This window comes from Paucilactobacillus nenjiangensis (assembly GCF_008632615.1).
In the GTDB taxonomy this organism is placed as follows: domain Bacteria; phylum Bacillota; class Bacilli; order Lactobacillales; family Lactobacillaceae; genus Paucilactobacillus; species Paucilactobacillus nenjiangensis.
Window position 1 is genome coordinate 2186390 of record NZ_CP043939.1, and the last position, 20705, is coordinate 2207094.

General features: G+C 38.8%; 17 protein-coding genes. 5 read left to right on the plus strand and 12 right to left on the minus strand.

From position 1 onward, the window contains the following. The first annotated feature begins 85 nt into the window (after positions 1-85). Both F0161_RS10990 and F0161_RS10995 read left to right on the plus strand, forming a co-directional pair. Positions 86-691 (plus strand): DDE-type integrase/transposase/recombinase, encoded by a 606-nt coding sequence (locus tag F0161_RS10990; RefSeq protein WP_225423142.1) that lies wholly within the window; start codon positions 86-88, stop codon positions 689-691. Positions 692-1350: 659 nt separating this feature from the next. Continuing rightward, a complete protein-coding gene (locus F0161_RS10995) occupies positions 1351-2070 on the plus strand; it encodes an aspartate/glutamate racemase family protein (RefSeq protein ID WP_150204593.1) in 720 nt (239 codons plus the stop codon). Positions 2071-2134: 64 nt separating this feature from the next. On the opposite strand, the gene lepB is transcribed toward F0161_RS10995, so the two are convergent. From lepB to murE, 4 genes are read right to left on the minus strand one after another with little or no spacing between them, the layout of a single operon-like run. Continuing rightward, positions 2135-2737 carry a signal peptidase I gene (gene lepB, locus F0161_RS11000; RefSeq protein ID WP_150204594.1) on the minus strand — a complete coding sequence of 201 codons (603 nt, stop codon included), beginning with the start codon at positions 2735-2737 and terminating at the stop codon, positions 2135-2137. A 58-nt stretch (positions 2738-2795) separates the two neighbouring features. Next, entirely contained in the window at positions 2796-4043 is a 1248-nt protein-coding gene (locus F0161_RS11005; RefSeq protein WP_150204595.1) for a carboxylate--amine ligase, read from the minus strand. Between the two features lie 28 nt (positions 4044-4071). Further along, positions 4072-5973, minus strand: a complete 1902-nt coding sequence (gene asnB, locus F0161_RS11010; protein ID WP_150204596.1) for an asparagine synthase (glutamine-hydrolyzing) — start codon at positions 5971-5973, stop codon at positions 4072-4074. A 59-nt stretch (positions 5974-6032) separates the two neighbouring features. Further along, positions 6033-7562 carry a UDP-N-acetylmuramyl-tripeptide synthetase gene (gene murE, locus F0161_RS11015; RefSeq protein ID WP_150204699.1) on the minus strand — a complete coding sequence of 510 codons (1530 nt, stop codon included), beginning with the start codon at positions 7560-7562 and terminating at the stop codon, positions 6033-6035. Positions 7563-7799: 237 nt separating this feature from the next. Here murE and F0161_RS11020 point away from each other — a divergent pair, with 237 nt between their 5' ends. From F0161_RS11020 to F0161_RS11030, 3 genes are all read left to right on the plus strand, one after another. After that, a complete protein-coding gene (locus tag F0161_RS11020; RefSeq protein ID WP_150204597.1) occupies positions 7800-9305 on the plus strand; it encodes a UDP-N-acetylmuramoyl-L-alanyl-D-glutamate--2,6-diaminopimelate ligase in 1506 nt (501 codons plus the stop codon). A gap of 60 nt (positions 9306-9365) precedes the next feature. Beyond that, positions 9366-10349 (plus strand): aldo/keto reductase, encoded by a 984-nt coding sequence (locus F0161_RS11025; RefSeq protein WP_150204598.1) that lies wholly within the window; start codon positions 9366-9368, stop codon positions 10347-10349. A 911-nt stretch (positions 10350-11260) separates the two neighbouring features. Further along, positions 11261-11875, plus strand: coding sequence for a CPBP family intramembrane glutamic endopeptidase (locus F0161_RS11030; RefSeq protein ID WP_190318875.1), 615 nt, complete (start codon positions 11261-11263; stop codon positions 11873-11875). A gap of 60 nt (positions 11876-11935) precedes the next feature. Here the strand turns inward: F0161_RS11030 and F0161_RS11035 are convergent, their stop codons facing one another. The 8 genes from F0161_RS11035 to rpmH all read right to left on the minus strand — a co-directional run bounded on the left by F0161_RS11035 (position 11936) and on the right by rpmH (position 20210). Further along, positions 11936-13159, minus strand: a complete 1224-nt coding sequence (locus tag F0161_RS11035; RefSeq protein ID WP_137601935.1) for an L-lactate MFS transporter — start codon at positions 13157-13159, stop codon at positions 11936-11938. A gap of 205 nt (positions 13160-13364) precedes the next feature. Next, positions 13365-15272, minus strand: coding sequence for a tRNA uridine-5-carboxymethylaminomethyl(34) synthesis enzyme MnmG (gene mnmG / locus F0161_RS11040; protein WP_150204600.1), 1908 nt, complete (start codon positions 15270-15272; stop codon positions 13365-13367). A 375-nt stretch (positions 15273-15647) separates the two neighbouring features. Then, entirely contained in the window at positions 15648-17036 is a 1389-nt protein-coding gene (mnmE, locus tag F0161_RS11045) for a tRNA uridine-5-carboxymethylaminomethyl(34) synthesis GTPase MnmE (protein WP_137601937.1), read from the minus strand. 136 nt (positions 17037-17172) lie between these two features. Continuing rightward, positions 17173-17901 (minus strand): Jag family protein, encoded by a 729-nt coding sequence (locus F0161_RS11050; RefSeq protein ID WP_190318876.1) that lies wholly within the window; start codon positions 17899-17901, stop codon positions 17173-17175. A gap of 33 nt (positions 17902-17934) precedes the next feature. Continuing rightward, on the minus strand, positions 17935-18681 hold the full coding sequence (gene jag / locus F0161_RS11055; protein ID WP_190318877.1) for an RNA-binding cell elongation regulator Jag/EloR: 747 nt from the start codon (positions 18679-18681) through the stop codon (positions 17935-17937). 152 nt (positions 18682-18833) lie between these two features. After that, positions 18834-19664 (minus strand): membrane protein insertase YidC, encoded by an 831-nt coding sequence (gene yidC, locus F0161_RS11060; RefSeq protein ID WP_137601941.1) that lies wholly within the window; start codon positions 19662-19664, stop codon positions 18834-18836. A 3-nt stretch (positions 19665-19667) separates the two neighbouring features. Then, on the minus strand, positions 19668-20021 hold the full coding sequence (gene rnpA, locus F0161_RS11065; protein WP_137601942.1) for a ribonuclease P protein component: 354 nt from the start codon (positions 20019-20021) through the stop codon (positions 19668-19670). Positions 20022-20075: 54 nt separating this feature from the next. Continuing rightward, positions 20076-20210 (minus strand): 50S ribosomal protein L34, encoded by a 135-nt coding sequence (gene rpmH / locus F0161_RS11070; RefSeq protein ID WP_057890229.1) that lies wholly within the window; start codon positions 20208-20210, stop codon positions 20076-20078. Positions 20211-20705: the final 495 nt, after the last annotated feature.

The following is a 20705-nucleotide window of genomic DNA, read 5'->3' on the forward strand; positions in this document are numbered from 1 at the left end:
AACTTTTAAGAGAGGGTATAATGAATAAATCATCTCTCAAAAGGAAGGAATTTTTACATGCCAACTCGTCAAAATAATCAAACGAGTGCAAAGAGAGCTTGGCATTCACTGCAAGATTAGAGTGAAAAGGCGGAACCATCGTAAGGAACGTGAGCAGCACATACTCGACAACGTACTCAACCAGAATTTTGAAGTCGATGGGCCCAACCAGGTATGGCTGTCTGACTCAACGGAATTGAAGTATGGCCTGAATGGTGAACATAGCGTGAGATTGAGCGGTGTCCTCGATCTGTTCGGGCGTCGTCTACTAGCTTTTAACCTCAGCGATACTGAGACCGCGGCCGCGGAAATTCAGGTCTTCCAGCAAGCATTTGAGGTGGCTGGGGACGTTCATTCGACAACGCATACCGACCGCGGCTCAGCTTACACGGCAGGATCATTTAACCACTTCTTAGAGCTCCACAACGTGAAGCGCAGTATGCCTCGTCCAGGTACACCCTATAACAACGCACCGATGGAGCGCTGGTGGAACGAATTCAAGTTGCGGTGGATGGAGCGACACGCAATGGCTAAGACATATCAAGAACTCGTGAAACTGGTGGAAGAAGGTGTTGAGTACTTCAATCGCCACAATCGCTCGGCACAAAGAAACGGCCTCACTCCAGAAGAATACTGGAGTAAAGCCGTTTAGGAACAGACAAAACTTTATACTTTTTCATCTGTCAACTTGACAGGGCCTAGTGCAATCGGTCGACGCTTTTGGATTTCGTCGTCATTTTGTAAATGATGAACTAACGTGCCAGACGCGTATCCACCTAACGCCTGTCACTAAGCTAGTTTAGCGATGTCCCAAGATTTTATATTTGATGAAATGGTGGATTGGGTGTGCCATCCACATTTTCGTAGTATATTCAGAAACGCCGTTGCGTAAGTGTCTCTACCTTGTGTTCGGGCAATCTGGTTGTATTTAGTCCCCCCCTGTTAGAGTACTGGGGGTATGGGCGGCCGGCTGACGCCGACCGCCCTTTGCTCGCGCTTGCGCCTTTCGCGCTGCACGGCGCGCGCGGCAAAGTGGTGAGATAGAAACGGCGATCATCCATGTTTTAGATGACCGCCGATAAGGTATCCTTGGATGAAGTTGTGGCACAGAGATGGCACACTTCAAAGTGTTTTCGTTGATTTTCGACGTTTTTAGCTCTGCTGAAACGCCGCTAACTCGCTATTCTTACCTCGACTTATATGAGGGCTTGTTTTCACATGAAACATTACTAGCAGACAAAAAACATGAAAATATCCCAGAAGTTTGGTACGATATTCACTGTTATTTATTCACATTGGAGGAGATTTATCATGAATCATTTTTTCACAGTTCTAGGCGGCATGGGATCTCTAGCGACAGAAAGTTTTGTCCGACTATTAAACGAACGAACTCCAACTAATAAAGACCAAGATTATTTGGATTACTTGGTCGTTAATCACTCTTCGATTCCCGATCGATCGTCATATATTTTAGACCATACTCAACCCAATCCAACTGACCAGTTGGTTGGTGACATTAAGAAGTATAGTCAATTAAACCCTGACTTTTTTGTCTTAACATGTAACTCAGCTCACTATTTTTATCAAGAAATGCAAGCTGCAACTTCCATTCCAATCCTTCATATGCCCAAATTAGCGGTAGAAGAAATCAATCAAATCAATCCTACTGCCAAGAAAGTCGGTATTTTAGGAACTCCTGGTACCATTAAAACGGGAATTTACGATCAATTTATCATTGACCAAGGTTATGAACCCGTGCACCCAACACCTAAAATTCTAGCAGAAACTGAAAAATTAATTTTTGAAGATATCAAGGCAAAAGGTACCGTCGATAAGGATCGATACCATAATATTCTCAAGCAGATGCAAAATGACATGCACGTCGACATAACTGTCTTAGGATGTACAGAATTATCACTAGCCCAAGAGCAAGCACCTGACCACCCATATCTTGTGGCCGATGCCCAATCAATTCTAGCTGATAAAACTATCGAATTGGCAATGCGCCAGCAAAATAAGCTAAGTTTATAAATAATTATGTTAAAAAATGGTCAACCAAACGAAAGTTTGATTGACCTTTTTTTGTAACTCGTGATTATTCGAAATAATTTTTCCACTCGGTATTAATATTATTTTTGGCAGTCTTATCTGACGACCAGAACGGTACTTTAACAACCCCTAAGATTTTACTCTTAGGTACATATCCCCAGTAACGACCATCGTTAGAAACACTTCGATGATCTCCTAGTACAAAGTATTCACCTTTTGGTACTTTATTAGCATTCACATTTTTTGACCAAGCATGAATATTAGACAAACTGGACAAGGTCCAATTACCAGTCCCTGTGGTACGCTCATCAGTACCAATATAACTTTGTTTAACTTTCTTATTGTTAACGTATAGATTGCCATCTTTAGATTCAACTGTATCACCAGGTAAGCCAATCACACGCTTAACGTAGTCAGTTTTAGTGGTGGCGCTTGGGTCCACTCCTTGAGCTTGGAACACGACAACACTCCCACGGTGAATTGTTGACTGTTTAAAGACAACCACGCGTTCATTATCACTCAAATTCGGATCCATTGAAGGTCCGTCAACACGAACTAGTTGGAAAACAAATTGCTTGATTAATAAGGCTACTAATAGCCCGATTACAATTGGCACTATCCAACTAAGCACTTCTTTCATTGCTTTCATAACTTAATCCCCACTTACAAGTTTTATACTTCTTAGTATACTCATAATTCCCAAATAATTAAATTTTTTCTTTAAAATACTTGTCAAAATTTTGCTTATATCGATGATTCATCCAAAATTCAATCAATGCTCGGCGAATATTCCAATCACGATTGTATTTAAACGTCGTGCCATATTTATGATGTTTAATTAATTCCATTGCGGCCGTTTTGGCTTCATTATCCGTCGCGTATTTTTCAAAAGTCGCTTTGGAAACACCTAACCAGAGTTTATATTGACTGGTATCTTTATTGGCAAACACCGTTGGTTGGTCTTTTAACGTTCCAAAAATATAGTCTTCGACTGGTAACGATGCAAAGTTATAACCATTCAACATGGTAAAGAAACTACTCCGACCTTGGCGAGGATTCAAGTCAAACACCTTGAAAGAATTATCACGTCGGTCATATTTCACATCAAAATTAACAAAACCAGTGAATTCAATTTTTTCCAAAAAGTTTTTTAATTGGTCATAAATGTCTTGATCATATCCGGGTGCAATTGCGACATAATTTCCAATTGACAGTGGCGATGGGTCTTCCAATAATGGATGACCCAAAACCATCATTTTGACATGATGATATTGATCAGCATAAATATTGATAGTTCTCATATTACTATCATCACCAGGGACATAGTCTTGTAAAATTAAATCTCCCACGTATCCATGTTCAAAAATACGATGAATCATCAAGTTCAATTTTTCTTTATCATTAATGGTAAAGGCTTTCTCATAACCATCAAAATGAATTGTCCGCCATTGGTTCGCATCTGCACCTTTTAACACAACCGGATAACCAAAGGGTGAATCAAAATCTGACGTATCGTCACTTGAATTAATAATCTTAGTATGTGGGTATGGCAAGCCGTACTCGTCACATATTCGATAAAAAGATTCTTTATCAGTTAATTTGGCCACTGTGTCAGCATCCGTATACGGACAGACATAATATTCAAGAAAAGCGTCTCGATGTTCGGCAACAAATTCGGTGTAATCATCACCACAGCTAATCAACACCGGAATGATGTCTTGGTCCCGATACTTTTTTCCAACCGCTAACAAGGTGTCTTTAAAGACTTTCGGATCTTTAAAATTCTCAATAAAATGTGGTGTGACAATTTTTGAAAAACGCGTTGGCGCTAATTCCATCATGGCATATAATTCAGATTTAACTGTATATTTTTCGTAAAATGAACGCGCCATCCCATAGGCGTTCAAATCAGTTCCCAAAATAATTGGAACAAATGCTTGTTTTGCTGAATCCATGCGTCTTGATACCTCTTTGCATTACTTTTTATCCTACTTTGTTCATTGCTGGTACTGGAACTGTAATTGATTCTAGGAATCCTTCTGGTACATCTTCCTTAAAGTATACAGCATACCAAATCAAGAATGAATATATTGTAAATAATTTTTGCATACTTGATTGACCTGCACGATGTTTATCCAATATTTCAACTAGGTAGTCAGAATTGAAGAATCGTTGTGCGACTTCAGAGGTGAAAGCACCTTTGATTAAATCGTAATACTTATCTTCTTTCATCCAGGTAGCTAGAGGAGATGGGAAGCCCATCTTTTCTTTCTTGGCCACATCACTGGGAACATTATTTTTGGCAGCTAAACGAAACGCATATTTGGTTTCAGCACCACTAAAGCGGTTAGAAACTGGCAATGTCCGGGCATATTTGGCAATTTCACGATCAACTAATGGCATACGAACTTCTAATGAATTAGCCATGCTCATCCGATCAGCCTTATGCAAAATATCATATGGCAACCAAGCATTAATATCAAAGTACTGCATTTGTGATTTTTCATCCAAATCAGACACTTCATCAAAGAGATGTTTTGTCATTAAGCCAGTGTCCACATTTAATGATTTATCTTTTAACAATTTAGCGCGTTCGTCTTCATTGTAAACATAGTTAACTCGGTAATAACGTTCGCTAATTGGTTGCGCTCCGCGAATCAAGAATTTACGACCATGAAATCTTGGTAAAGGCTTCACTGCAGCAGCCAAGGCCGAACGAACAAATCCTGGTACATATTTTTGATACTTATGGAAAGTATCACCTTCAAGATACGTGTTGTATCCACCAAAGAATTCATCAGCCCCTTCACCAGATAACGCAACTTTCACATGTTTGCTGGTTGATTTGGCCAAGAAATAAAGTTGAATGGCTGATGGGTTTGAAAGTGGCTCGTCCATGTAATACAACACCGTTGGCAAACTACTAAAATAGTCCGCTTCAGTAATTTTTATTTGGGTATTTTTTTGGTTGATTTTTTCGGCAAATTTAGTCGACCATGCCAATTCACTATAACGCGGATCGTCAAATCCAAGTGAAAATGATTGGATATCTTTTAACTTACTAGCTTCATTCAGAACGTAACTTGAATCAACCCCACTAGACAAAAAGCTTCCAACCTCCACGTCGGCAATCATATGTGCATCAACGGAATCATCAACCAGTTTTTCAATTTCTTGACTAGATTCCTCAACTTGTTTGTTAGGATCCATATCGTATTCAAATTTATAGTACCGTTCACATTTCAAATCTTTCGTGACGATATCATAGGTCATGAATTCCCCAGGAAGTAATTTAAAGACATGTTTAAACAAAGTTTCACGTCCAGGAATGAACTCAAAACTTAAATGATAAGGTAAATACTTCATATTGAATTCTTTTTTGAATCCAGGATGATCCAAAAAGGATTTGATTTCAGAGCCCCACATGAAATTTTCACCATCATTGTAATAATAAAAAGGCTTCATACCAAAGTGATCACGTGCGGCAAAAATCTTTCCGTTCTTACGATCATAAATTGAAAAGGCAAACATTCCACGAAGATGATCTAATAGTTTAGAGCCCCATGCATCATATCCATGCAATAAAACTTCTGAATCAACATTAGTCTTAAAAACATAATCTAGCGCTTCTAAGTCCTTGCGAACCTCTTTAAAATTATAAATTTCACCATTGAAGGTTAGGACCGTCGTTTCTTCATTGTTTTCCATGGGTTGTTTTCCATGAGCTAAATCAATGATTGACAACCGTCGAAAACCCATCATTACTTTGTCATCTTTAAAATACGCTTCGTCATCTGGTCCCCGATGTTTGATGCGATTTGCCATATTAACGATGACGTCATCGCTAAGCTTATCTGTTTTAATCGTTCCTACAAATCCACACATTTAAAACTCTCCTATCTCTTATAAAAAACCGAATACACATACCGCTTAGTTTACCATTTTTAACCATTTGAAGCATTATCCAATGCTTTTATTAATTTTTTTATAACAACTGCATCCCCATCATACGGCACATCTACGCCGTTAATCTTCTGATAAGGATCTTCACCTTTACCGGACACAACAACCGCATCCCCAGTCTGAGCTTTTTGCAGCGCAAACTGAATCGCACTCTTACGATCTTCAATATACTTGACATGTACCTTAGGATTATTGATTGCACCCGCAATAGCTTTCGCAATGTCATTAGGATCTTCGGTGTCTGGATCATCTGACGTGAGGACCGCATAATCGGCAAAATTACCAATTGCTTTTCCAATTCCAACTCGTCGATTAAGTCCCTTTTTACCAGTACTACCAGTGACCACCCACAACGTGTGATCAGGATGTTGATTGCGCACCACGTTTAACAATCGGTTCAAACTATCGAAATTGTGCGCATAATCAACATAAATTTGAATGTTTTGGTGTAATTCAAATTGTTCCATGCGACCAGGAACAACTGTTTCTTCAATGCCACGAATACAGTCATCAACACTCGCGCCTAATTTTTGACTCACGGCCATCGCAGCAGTGGCATCTTCTTTATTAAAATCACCATCTAACTGCAAATGAAATTCTAGTAATTGACCCAAGTGTTGACTCACAAAACTAAAACGCGCTTCTTGTTCGATTCGATAATCAGCCGACAACTGCCGTCCATAGGTGATTTCTGGCACATTTTTTTCATCAATAATTTGATGTAAGAATGAATAATAACGTGAATCTTGATTAATCACCATGACGTCCGATTGCGAAATAATTTGGCGTTTGCAAAAGAGGTAATCATCAAAGGTAGCATGTTCAATTGGACTAATATGATCAGGCGAAATGTTTAAAAAAACACCTACATTAAATCTTAAACCATATACTCGTGATTGCTTAAAAGCTTGTGAAGAGGCCTCCATCACTAAATGAGTCATCCCGTTTTCCACGGCCTCATTCATCATTCTAAATAAATCCAAAGCCACCGGGGTGGATAGATGCGATTTAAAATAATTTTGACCATCTAAAGTTGTATCGATTGTCGATAACAACGCTACTTTTTGGTGAAAAGTTCGATCTAAAATATGCTTTAAAAAATAGGCCGTCGTGGTTTTACCCTTCGTACCGGTAATACCGACAATCGTCAATTTTTCTTCTGGGTGTTGGTAAAATTCGGCCGCCAATAAAGCCATCGCTTTTTTGATGTCCGTCACAATAATGCCAGTCACTTGGTGATCATCAATCTTGTATTCACGATCAGCGAGGTAGTATTTGACTCCGTTATCTATCGCAATTTGCAAATAAGCTTGTTTAAACGTTAATCCCTTACAAAAAAACAAGGTATTCGTATCGCGTTTAATGGTTCTGGAATTAGATTGTAAATCTAAAAATTTAGTTTCGTACTCTTCAACTGGAAATTGATATAACCAATTATCACCAATTCTAATTTCTTTTAATAGGTTCTCTTTTTTTAAAATCTTTTCGATTTGACTAATGGATATTTCCATCATTTATCCTCCGACCCGTCTCGTAAAAATATACATGTTATATTCTATCATCAATTGTCGTTAATCTACATAGTAGGGCTTCATTCATGTCAATATATTTCACAAAATAATCATTATTTAATATTTCTTCACATTTTCTCAACAATTAATCTAATTTTCTTCAATTTTTATAAATCATTCTCTTCATAATCATCGCGTAAGATAAAGACCATTAAATCTAAATTCGAGGTGTTTCTAATGAAAATGAAACAAATAGCCGATATTTTACAAATTAGTCCCGCCGATAAATTAAAATTGTCTGCCCTAACAGACCGCATCCATAATTTAACAGCTAATACCAAAGAAGTAACCACTGGAACTTGTTTCGTCGCGATCAAAGGAGCTAATTTTGATGGTCACACTGCCATCAAGGAAGTCTTTGAAAATGGAGCGGTACTAGCTGTGGTTGATTCCGCCTCAACAGTAACATTACCGACTGAATATACCGACCGGATTATTGCGGTCCATAATACTCATAAATCTTTGGCCCAACTGGCTACGATTTTTTATCACAATCCCAGCGCGGATCTCTCGATGATTGGGGTCACTGGCACTAACGGTAAAACAACCGTCACTCATTTAATTAGTGAAATTATGTCTGACAATAACCAACCAACCGGCATTATTGGCACGATGTATAACAAAATTGGTGATACCAAAATTTCCACCATTAATACCACACCAGATGCTAATACACTCAATCAAACACTCAATGAGATGCGGAATCAAAATATGACTGGATGTGCCATGGAGGTTTCTTCAATTGCGCTAGATCAAGGTCGCACTTATGGGGTCGATTTCAATGTGGCGGTCTTTACCAACTTCACTGAAGATCACCTGCTATATCACAAAACAATGGAAAATTATTTTGCTGCTAAAGCATTACTATTTTCACAGCTTGGTAATGGCTATGATGTTAATAACATTAAAACGGCCGTCATTAATACCGATGATTCTTATGGTAATCGCTTAATCGGGATGACTTCTGCCAATATTATTACATATGGTCTAGACGAAAGTGCGATTGTTCGTGCCAAGGAAATTAACATTTCGAGCAATGGGACTAGTTTCGTCTTATCAATTTACGGTGAAGAATACAACGTGAACACGCCACTGATTGGAATGTTTAATGTCTACAATACTTTAGCCGCTGTCGCAGCATGTTTCGCCATGAACCTTGCCCCAGAACAAATTGTCAATAAATTATCGACCTTACACGGGGTTGAGGGTCGTTTTCAATTAGTACCCAATGATTCTGGCATTACCGCCATTGTCGATTATGCCCATACTCCTGATGGCTTAAAAAATGTGTTAGCTACGATTAATGACTTTGCCGAAAAACGGGTCTTTTGTGTGATTGGTTGTGGCGGTGACCGCGATCGGCAAAAGCGGCCTTTGATGGCGGATGTTGCTGCTCAGCTAGCCACCAATGCCATTTTCACTTCGGATAATCCACGTAAAAAAGATCCCGATGCCATTTTGGATGATATGACTAATCATTTGCCAATGAAGTCATTTACCCGGATTACCGATCGCACCGAAGCCATCAACTATGCTCTATCGCATGCTTTACCAGGCGATGTCGTGTTAATTGCCGGTAAAGGTCATGAAAAATATCAAATTATCGGGACAACTAAAAGCTATTTCAGTGATTTTGATGTGATTAATGCAAATTTTACGCGTAAGATGAGTCTCTTAAGCTAATGCTTATTATCAATAATAGTGGTACTATTTCACTATTAAAGTTAGTTTTGGAGGATTATCATGGAATATCGAACATTGGGTAAAACTGGTTACAAAATTAGTGAAGTTTCACTTGGTACTTGGCAATTAGGTTCTAAATGGGGAGATCCATTTAGTAATCAAGATGCACAAGAAACGCTTGAAGCCGCCTATCAAGCTGGTGTTAATTTCTTTGACACTGCAGATATTTATCAAGATGGTGAAAGTGAAAAAGCGATTGGTGAATTCTTAGCTGCCCATCCTGAAAGAGACATCATTGTATCGACAAAAATGGGCCGTGCCTTAGACCCACACACAATTGATAGTTATAGCAAAGAAAATTTAGAAGCTTTCGTTGCCAAGTCTCTAAAGAATTTAAAAACAGACAGTTTAGATTTAATTTTGCTTCACTGTCCACCCACTGACGCGTACTATCACAAAGAAATTTTTGATACTTTAGATGAAATGAAAGCGGACGGCCGCATCAAGCACTATGGTGTTAGTGTTGAACGAATTGAAGAGGCAATTAAAGCCCTTGATTACGATATTTCAGTAGTGGAAATTATTTTTAATATCTTACGCCAAAAACCAGCTGATTTATTCTTTAAGCTAGCCCAGGCCCAAAATGTAGGAACAATTATTCGGGTGCCGTTGGCTAGTGGGCTATTAACCGGTAAATACACCTTAGAAACCACCTTTGGGAAAAACGATCACCGGAACTTTAACCGCAATGGCGAGGCTTTTGATAAAGGTGAAACTTTTGCTGGTGTGGACTATGCAACCGGAGTTAGAGCTGCGACCGAATTAAAAGACCAACTTGGAACCGATAATTTAGCCCAAACGGCACTTCGTTGGATACTGATGTTTGATGCCGTATCCACCATCATCCCCGGTGCCAGTAACGCTGCTCAAATTGCGTCCAATACTGGGGCTGCCGATTTACAACCCTTAACCCATGAACAAATGCTAATCTGTCAAAATATCTATGAAGAATTTTTTGAACCAACCGTTAAGTATTTGTGGTAATAATATAGTGCTTTTTATCTCGTCTAGCTTTGGAGCACTAGTTTAGAATAAGTCATTATAGTCGGTTCTTGACTATGGTGGCTTATTTTAACTAGGTGACAAAGTTGAGATTAAAAGCCGGATTAAATATAGTGCTGAGCAAATTGAACAGCCAATGAGTAATAACGAAAATATCGAACGATTTCGAACTTTGAAATCAAGATATTTAAAGTTATACGGAATTGGCTAAGTTGTGAAGCCGGATTAATGATAGTGCTTTTTATCTCGTCTAGCTTTGGAGCACTAGTTTAGAATAAGTCATTATAGTCGGTTCTTGACTATGGTGACTTATTTTAACTAGGTGACAAAGTTGAGATTAAAAGCCGGATTAAATATAGTGCTTCAGTCAGCGAAAGCTTCGGAGTATTAGCGATAAATATCGATTTGTAGTTCGCATTATGAACTATGAATCGATATTTTAGCTATGTGACGAAGTTGCTGAATGAAGCCGGATTAATGATAGTGCTGAACAACTTGAACAGCCAATGAGTAATAACGAAAATATCGAACGATTTCGAATTTTGAAATCAAGATATTTAAAGTTATACGGAATTGGCTAAGTTGTGAAGCCGGATTAAATATAGTGCTTTTTAACTCGTTTAGCTTTGAAGCACTAGTTTAGAATAAGTCATTATAGTCGTTCATTGACTATGGTGGCTTATTTTAACTAGGTGACAAAGTTGAGATTAAAAGCCGGATTAAAGATAGTGCTTCAACCAGCTAAATTTAATCCATTTCCGGGACATCACTACCATTTCATATCCCATGCCAGTGGTGGCTTTTCACTCATTGACACGTGATTAAATTTTAAGCTACAATGTTTCTCAAATAGTGTAGTTTCGCTTACGTGGTTAATGAATGAGGAGCTTATCATGAATCTTTTATGGAATCAGCTTATCTCTACAATTATGCAGTTATGGATATTTATTGCTTTACCGTTCATTTGGTGGAAATGGTTTAAACCACCTGTTCATTTTTCAGCTTGGATCGGCATCAAACCAGTCAATCATGTCACTAAAAAATTGGTAACTACCAGTTTAATTACATTCGTTGTCTTTGCTTTGTTTGGCACAGCATTAATCTGTGTGACACCAGATTCAACTGTCTTAGCTAACACTAAATTCAATAATTTCAAGTTAACCACCGTTCTAGCAATGCTATTATATGCATTCTTTCAAACGGCGACGGCAGAAGAAATCCTGTTTAGAGGTTTTTTTGCCAAACGAATTCAACATAAATTTGGCTATTTCAAGGGCAACCTTACTCAAGCAATACTATTCGGTGCTTTGCATGGTGGTTTGTTGTTAGCTAGCCATATCGGCCTTATTTTTGTGCTTTTAACCTTTATTTTTACTAGCTGTATTGGGTTTGCATTTTATTACATCGATGAAAATATGGCCAATGGATCCATCATTCCTAGTATTTTGCTCCATGGCTGTGCAAACGCGGTTAGTTCGCTAGTTTTTATGAGTGGCTTAATAATTTAAAACAATTGAAAATGGCATCCAAGACTTTAAATCAGTCTTGAATGCCATTTTATTTTTTTATTATTGTTCTAATTTCGTTTGGGCCACTTTAAATCGTTTACGAATAGCAAAGGATACGAGTAACGCCAATAACTCCAACAGTGCAAATAAGATTAGTGTCATATTGTAGCTTTGTAATATCTGGTGCGACATTGAGAGAATCAACGGGCCAACGAGGCCAGCCATCCCCCACGCCGTTAAGACATAGCCATGAATGGCTCCTAATTCCTTGGTACCAAAGACGTCACTTAGGTAGGCCGGAATGACAGAAAATCCTGCCCCGTAACCAGAGATAATCACACACATAACAACGGTGAAAATCGACGTAGAATTAACCCCTAGTAAGCCAAATAAGAGAATCCCTTCAATTAGAAAAACCAAACTAAAGGTATTTGGCCGTCCCAAATAATCTGAGATACTTGCCCAGGCCAGTCGACCAACTCCGTTGAAAATACCAATTACACCAACCATCCAGGCAGCTTTTACGACTGACATATGCGTTAATTCTTGGGCCATTGGTGAAGCAGCCGAGACTAAACCAATTCCGCAAGTAATATTGATGAATAACATCAGCCACAGCATTTTAAACTCAGGCGTCTTGACAGCTTGATTAGCCGTCATTTGACGTCCACCAGTTAGACTAACCCCTTGCTGCAATGAATCTTCAGCATTAGTAACTTGCTTTGGTGGCTTAATAAACTGAGCAGCAGAGACCATGACAAGAAAATAAAAAATACCAAGAATATAAAAAGTTCGTTCAATTCCAACTGTTGTAATCAATTGTTGGGCAATCGGACTAGTAATCATTGCTGCAAAGCCAAAGCCCATAATGGCGCATCCAGTGGCAAAGCCACGTCTTTCAGGGAACCATTTAATAATGGTCGAAACTGGTGTCACATAGCCAGATCCTAAACCAATCCCCCCTATCACGCCATAGGCCACATACAACAACCATAATTGATCTGAATGGACGGCAACACCCGTTAACATCGTTCCGGCACCATAACAAAAACTTGAAATGGTACCTGTCACTCGGGGCCCAAATTTTTCAACTAACCGACCCATAAACGCAGCCGACATCCCCAAAAAGAAAATTGCTAAACTAAACGCAAAGGTAATTTCTGATTCTGCCCAATTAGTTTTAGCAGCAATTGCTGTGACATACACGCTCCAGGCATAGACCGAACCTAGCATTAAATGAAAAGTTACACCGGCGGTTGCGACTGTGTACTTATTTAATCTCAAGATGAACTCCCTTTCTTCTCTACCGACAACAATATTAAAGTTCGTAAATTAATGTTATCTTGATTTAAAAGGATGGTCAAGATATAAATTTTATTAAAAAAACGAACATTAATAAGTATAAATAACCTAATCATAAAGATTTAGCTAATATATGGTACAAATTAATTCAAAAAAATAACTTATCTCGTAAGATAAGTCATTTCGATTATAATTTTGCGATTCGGCCTTGTTGAATATATACACTCAAAATCGCAATGTCAGCAGGATTAACACCGCTAATCCGTGTTGCTTGAGCGATTGTCTCAGGTTGAATCTTTTTAAGTTTTTGACGCGCTTCAGTCGCCAGACTATCAATGTCATCATAATCAATTCGATCTGGAATCTTTTTAGCTTCCATCTTCTTTAAGCGGGCTACTCGATCTTCGGCTTTTTTGATATAACCAGCGTACTTGATTGTGATTTCAATTTGTTCGATTACTTGGCGATCCAAAGGTTCTGTAGCTGCTGGAATAAATTGCATCAAGTCAGCGTAACTCACTTGTGGACGACGTAAAAATTCACTAGCTAATAAAGCATCCTTCAATGGCTTTTCACCGCGAGAAACCAAGAAAGCATCAATATCATCATTAGGTTTGATACGAATGGTATCCAAACGCTTTAGTTCTTCTTCAACGGCCGTTTTTTTACTTTCAAAAGCTGCATAACGAGCATCGTCAATTAAGCCTAATTCACGACCCATTTCAGTCAAACGTAAGTCTGCGTTATCATGACGTAAAATCAAGCGATATTCTGCACGGCTAGTCAACAAACGATATGGTTCCTTGGTACCCTTGGTAACCAAATCATCAATCATGACACCAATATATGCGTCAGAGCGCTTCAAGGTAAATTGGCCACGATCCAAGGCACGTAAGCCAGCGTTAATTCCCGCAATCATTCCTTGTCCAGCCGCTTCTTCATAACCAGAAGTCCCATTAGTTTGACCAGCAGTATACAAGTTTTTAATAATTTTAGTTTCTAGGGTTGGCTTTAATTGATATGGAGCCACCACGTCATATTCAATTGCATATCCGGGCCGCATCAATTCTGCATGTTCAAGTCCCTTGATGGAATGTAAAATCTTTTGTTGAATTTCTTCTGGCATCGAAGTTGATAGTCCTTGAACATACCATTCTTCAGTGTTACGTCCTTCTGGTTCTAAGAACAATTGATGACGTGGCTTGTCGGCAAAGCGCACAATCTTGTCCTCAATTGAAGGACAGTAACGAGGTCCGACTCCTTCAATGGTTCCAGAGAACATTGGAGCCCGATCCAAGTTACCACGTATAATTTCATGAGTGGTTTCATTTGTGTACGTCAACCAACATGAAAGTTGATCCTTTAACAGTAAATAGTTTGTATCTGGGGTAGTAAAACTAAAGTGATTAGGTGCTTCATCCCCAGGTTGTTCCTCGGTTTGGCTATAATCAATCGTGGTGCCATCTACTCGGGGTGGAGTCCCAGTCTTGAAACGTTCAATCTCAAACCCTAAGTTAGCCAAATTCTTTGTTAACTTCATGGCAGCTTGAGAATTATTAGGACCAGATTCATATTGAAGTTCACCAATAATAATCTTGCCACGAGCGGCGGTTCCCACAGTTAAGACCACACTCTTGGCAGCATAACGTGCACCAGTACTGGTAATAACACCTTTACAAATTCCATCTTCCACAATTAAATCATCAACCATACCCTGACGCAAAGTCAGGTTAGGTTCATTTTCAATTGTGTGCTTCATTTCAGCATGATAAGCATGCTTATCTGCTTGTGCCCGCAATGCACGAACCGCGGGCCCTTTACCAGTATTCAACATTCTCATTTGAACATAGGTCTTATCAATATTACGGCCCATTTGTCCACCAAGTGCATCCAGCTCCCGAACAACAATTCCTTTAGCTGGTCCACCGACTGATGGGTTACATGGCATAAAGGCTACCATGTCTAAGTTAATTGTCATTAATAACGTTTTATTGCCCATTCGTGCAGCTGCTAAGGCGGCTTCACTCCCGGCATGACCGGCACCAACGACAATTACATCATATTCTTTTCCTGTGTATGGTAATCCTTGTTCCACGATACGTTCTCCTCGTCTTCTGAGATTGTTTTAGTTTTTGCGCTATTTTATTTAGATAATTTTTTACAAGCTGATTTGGAATGTTTAAATTGGCTTTTTTCTCCAACTTCAGAAAAAACACTCTACTTAAATCGGCCTCTTTCGTCAATTAGTTCACCTAGCTACGATTAATTCAATTACTAACAACGCAATTATCATTAATCTCAGCTAGCAGCTCACTAATTAAACGACTCATTCAGCACTCTAATAAATCGGCTTTTCTTTCCAACTTCGTCACTTAGCTTGAATTCTAGGCCATCGTTCACAAAGCAGAACAATAACCTCTCATTCTCCGCTAATGCTCCGAAGCTAAACGGAGAGAAAAGCACTCTGGACTTATTTGCCCAAACAAAACTGGCTAAACAATTGATCAAGTAATTCATCTTGATAACTATCTCCAGTGATTTCACCTAGTAATTCCCAGCTTCTAGTCATATCAATTTGAACCAAATCAACTGGTAATCCGGCAGCGATACCTTGTTGAACATCCCCAAGTGCTGCATCTGCTTGATTCAAAAGACCAATGTGCCGTGCATTTGTGACCATCACATTATTAGAATTAGTTTCAATACCTTCACCAAAGAACAAATCACTAATCCGTTTAGCCAATTGATCCATGCCTTGATCATTTAAGATTGAAGTTTCAATGACGTCGTCTTCATTCACCAAACTAAATAACTCTTGATGATCTAGTTGCTCCAGCAAATCCGTTTTGTTTAAAATAATAATTCGTTTGACATCGGCCGTATCAGCAATTAAGCCACGATCTTCATCAGTTAAAGCTTCACTATTATTCAATAACAATAAAACTAAATCAGCCGTATCGATTGCTTGCCGACTCCGTTCCACCCCAATCGCTTCAATTTGATCAGTTGTTTCCCGAATTCCTGCTGTATCGATTAGTTTTAATGGCACCCCATTGACGTTGACATAATCTTCAATCACATCACGCGTGGTCCCAGCAATATCAGTCACAATAGCTTTGTCTTCATGTAACAAATTATTCAAGAGACTCGATTTACCCACGTTAGGACGGCCAATAATAGCGGTCGCTAATCCTTCGCGCAGTACCTTACCTTGTTTAGCGCTATTCAATAATTGCTTAATTAATTTTTGGAGTTCCGCTGCTTTTTCTTGCAGTAGCTTAGTGGTCATTTCTTCCACTGCATCATACTCAGGGTAGTCAATATTTACTTCAACTTGTGCTAAAACGTCCAAAATATCTTGTCGTAACTGCCTAATCAAGCGCGATAAATTACCATCTAGTTGATTTAACGCCACCTTCATTGACTTATCAGTCTTAGCGCGAATCAAATCCATCACTGCTTCTGCTTGTGATAAATCTATTCGACCGTTCAAAAAGGCACGTTTGGTAAATTCACCTGGTTCGGCCAGACGAGCACCATGACTCAATAATAATTGTAAAATCTGATTTGTTGCCACTAAGCCACCGTGACAATTGATTTCGACGATGTCTTCTTTGGTATATGTTTTAGGTGCTAACATTACCGAAGCCATGACCTCATCAACTTCCGTTTGTGTACCCGGGTCAATGACGTGTCCATAATTAATCGTGTGTGAATCAACTTTTGATAAATCTTTGCCTTTAAAAACTACTTGAGCAATTGGTAACGCCTCTTCTCCACTAATCCGGATAATGGAAATTCCGCCTTCTCCGACTGGAGTTGAGATTGCTGCAATGGTATCAAATTCTGAGTTTGCCAAGTTAATACCCCTTTCTGACAAATAAAAAAAGCACCCACTCCACGCCTGCACTTGTGCACACGTGGTTAAAGTACTTTCACTACTTTTACCGTATTTAATTCTAACTACGACATTTTAAAATTTATTTTACAAAATGTCAATCATTAAGTTTCGTAAGTGGAGCAACAACCACCGCTCTTTCATCGCCTTGTCCCTCAGAAAAAGAACGAACTGTTTCACTATCTTGCAAAAAAGCATGAATTTGGTCTCGCTCACTTTTAGGCATTGGATCAAAATAAATCGCACCTTCTGATTCACCCACTACTTTTTCGGCACGCGTTGCGACCTTGCGCAAAATTCTACTCCGCTTGGCCCGATAACCATTAATATCTAATTCAACTTTGATTCCCTGAATATTAGCTTCTTGCACAGCCGGATTTTTTTCCGCATTAACGACATACTGGTTGGCGAGTTCCTGAAATTGATTAATCGTTTGTCCTTTCGGGCCAATCAATTCTTCTTCATCATTACTCGACATTTCAATGAAAAATTGATCTGGAACAACCTTAATTTCATAATTTAGCGTTATCTTTTTTTCGGTCGCCAAGTATTTTACATACTCAGCAGTTGCCTGTGAAATACTAGATAACAGCAATAACCGGTTCTCGTCTGCCGTCATTGGTGTTTCTGCCGGTAAAGTATCTCCCAAGTCAGTATCAACTGACAAGGGTTCTATTTCAACGACTGCTGCTTGGCGGACCCGACCGAACATGCCCATTTTAGGAAACTTTACCACTTTGATATTCGACTGATGTCGGTTAACTTGCAAATCACTTAACCCGTTATCGATGGCTTCAGTCACCGTCTTACCCGTATACGTTGCCATGTTAACTGGCCTCCTCATTTAACTCAATCATTATTAATCACTGAGCTTGGTTCTCGGTGCGACCACCACAACTCGTTGTTTCCCCTTACCCTCTGAATAAGAACGCACTTTTTTATTATCTTTTAAAAATTCGTGAATTTGCACGCGTTCAAATTCGGGCATTGGATCAAAATAAACTGACTCTTCTGAATTCGCGACTTCTTTTGCTGCTCGTTCTGCAACTTTTTTCAAGATTTCACTGCGTTTAGCTCGATAATCTTTCGTATCGAGCACCACGTCAATATCATCTAGTTTCGCTTGTTGAACAAATTGATTAGCTTGCTCTTGTAATTCGTTAATTGTCGTTCCACGGGTACCAATTAATTGCGATTCATTCGTCGTAGATAGGTCAATCAGAAATTGATTGGCAGTTGTTTTGATTTCATAACTAACAATAATATCTCGCTTGGCAGCCAAATCTTTGACATATTCAGCGGTAGCATGCGACAAGCTAGATATCAGCATCGAACGGACTTGATCGTCACTCATCGTTTCATTTTCATTCACAGTATTTGTGCTTTCCAAGTTAGGTGCTTCGTCTGCTGATTGTTCTTCACCAATTAAATGGTATTGAGACCCAATTGGGACAATTTCAACTTCAGCTTCTTTACGCACTCGACCAAATAAACCTGTCTTGGGTGCGTTAATCACTTTAATATTCGCTTCATTTTTGGTGACCTTGAGGGTTACCAAACCATTTTCAATTGCTTCTGCAACTGTTTTGCCAGTAAATGTTGCCATGTCTTGCTGGCCTCCTTGTTTAATTTCAGCAACCATTATAGCACGTCTACTGCCAGTCACTGTTACAAAGCCACAACAAAAGAAGGATTAAGCAAAATTTATGTTTTGCTTAATCCTTCTTAGTTACTGTTTTATATTAATACATCTCACTACTATTTTCGGCCCTTAACGGCTTTACGCTTAGCTTTTTCGATTGCTTTTTTCTTAGCTTTCTCAGCAGCCACTTTTTCAGCCCGTTCTCGATTAATCTTAAATGGATTTTGAATAACTAGGGTCTGTCCCACTTGGAACGCATTCGTCACACTCCAGTAAAGAGAAATAGCTGAAGACATATTCATTGCCATAAAGAAAATGAAAATTGGCATTACATACGTCATCGTAGTTGTCATCCCATTTTTTTCTGGCATTGAGGCCATCGATAGCCAAGAACTCATAAACGTGAAGATTGCCGCTAAAATTGGCAAAATAAAGTATGGATCCTTGTCACCTAACTCTAACCAGAGGAATGAACCATGTTTCAAGGCATCTGTCCGCCAAATAGCAGCATACAACGCATAGATGATTGGCAATTGAACAATCAAAGGTAACATTGAGGCAAATGGATTAACACCAGCTTCGGAATATAACTTCTTTTGTTCTTCTTGTAATTTACGAACGGTGTCCATATCTTTAGATGAATACTTCTTTTGAAGTTCTTTCATCTTTGGTTGAATTTCTTGGGTTTTACGCATTGAACGAGTTTGATAAATCATCAATGGTAAGATAATAATTCTCACGATAATCGTGAAAATAATAATTCCCATGCCGTATCCACCAAAATGATGTGATAACCAAATAATTACTCGTGAGAAATTATAAACAATCCAATGATCCCATAAACCGGTACTTTTACTTGTTACTGGTGTGTTAGAACAAGCTGCCAAAAAGACAGTTAGTCCCAAAACACTCAGTAAGGCTAAATATTTTCGAAATCTCTTCTTCACTCTTTAGTCCTCCGCTTCATCATCGATTAATTGAGCTAACTTTAAAACGTGTGTCAGATGTTTTTTTGCTTCATCCATTGTTATTTGATCCGCTGAGGGTCGCGCAATGACGATGAAATCAACATCAGGCTTTATCTGAGGTTTTAATTCCAATAACGATTGGCGAATTCTACGTTTTACCCAAACACGATGAACAGCATTACCAATTTTTTTACCTACAGAGATGCCGACCCGAAAATGTTTTTGTTCCGGTTTGTCTAACTGATAGATAATAAATTTTCGATTTGCGACCGAGTTGTGTGTTTCGAAGACCTTCTGGAAATCTAATTCCTTCTTCACACGATACGATTTTTTCATTAAATCTTCCTCGAATTTATTTCAGAAAAAAAGACCACTTTATCAGTGGCCTTTTTATGCAGACAATACTTTTCTACCTTTTTGACGTCTACGTGCTAATACACTACGGCCGTTGCTTGTACTCATACGTTGACGGAAGCCGTGTACGCGTTGGCGATGGCGCTTCTTTGGTTGGAATGTTCTTTTCATAACTTAGCACCTCCTTATTAGGATGTTATTTTTTATATTTTTAGTCGATCAAATCGACCTTTCCAAACAATACCCTACAATTTTATCACAAAGTGAAAATAGAATAAACACCCAAATTAAGAGAAAATATATTTATTTAACTCAGTTTTCCACAAATAATACACAGCGTTACTTTTCAATCTGTGGATTCTTTTTTGTTTTCCACAGGTTTATCCCTTAGTTTTCCACATATCCACAGCTTGTGCTTAAAGTTATCCACAACTACATTTTTGCTGTGGATAACTCTTATAAATCCTTTCATAGCAAGGACCTTTATCCACCACTATTTTGTGGATAACCCGAAAACAAGGCGTTCCTTTTTGGTTATCCACAATCCTGTGCAAATTTTCCACACAGCGTTGTTCATTATTACAAAAAGATTTCAACATCCCTGTGGAAAACTCGCTCCGTGCATGCTAAACTAAATAGAGTATTTTCACAACTGGAGGGCTTGCT

Coding starts and splice junctions, on each gene's coding strand:
- F0161_RS10995 (WP_150204593.1), top strand. CDS start 1,351: ATGAATCATTTTTTCACAGTTCTAGGCGGCATGGGATCTCTAGCGACA.
- lepB (WP_150204594.1), bottom strand. CDS start 2,737: ATGAAAGCAATGAAAGAAGTGCTTAGTTGGATAGTGCCAATTGTAATC.
- F0161_RS11005 (WP_150204595.1), bottom strand. CDS start 4,043: ATGGATTCAGCAAAACAAGCATTTGTTCCAATTATTTTGGGAACTGAT.
- asnB (WP_150204596.1), bottom strand. CDS start 5,973: ATGTGTGGATTTGTAGGAACGATTAAAACAGATAAGCTTAGCGATGAC.
- murE (WP_150204699.1), bottom strand. CDS start 7,562: ATGGAAATATCCATTAGTCAAATCGAAAAGATTTTAAAAAAAGAGAAC.
- F0161_RS11020 (WP_150204597.1), top strand. CDS start 7,800: ATGAAAATGAAACAAATAGCCGATATTTTACAAATTAGTCCCGCCGAT.
- F0161_RS11025 (WP_150204598.1), top strand. CDS start 9,366: ATGGAATATCGAACATTGGGTAAAACTGGTTACAAAATTAGTGAAGTT.
- F0161_RS11030 (WP_190318875.1), top strand. CDS start 11,261: ATGAATCTTTTATGGAATCAGCTTATCTCTACAATTATGCAGTTATGG.
- F0161_RS11050 (WP_190318876.1), bottom strand. CDS start 17,901: ATGGCAACGTATACGGGTAAGACGGTGACTGAAGCCATCGATAACGGG.
- jag (WP_190318877.1), bottom strand. CDS start 18,681: ATGGCAACATTTACTGGCAAAACAGTTGCAGAAGCAATTGAAAATGGT.
- rnpA (WP_137601942.1), bottom strand. CDS start 20,021: ATGAAAAAATCGTATCGTGTGAAGAAGGAATTAGATTTCCAGAAGGTC.
- rpmH (WP_057890229.1), bottom strand. CDS start 20,210: ATGAAAAGAACATTCCAACCAAAGAAGCGCCATCGCCAACGCGTACAC.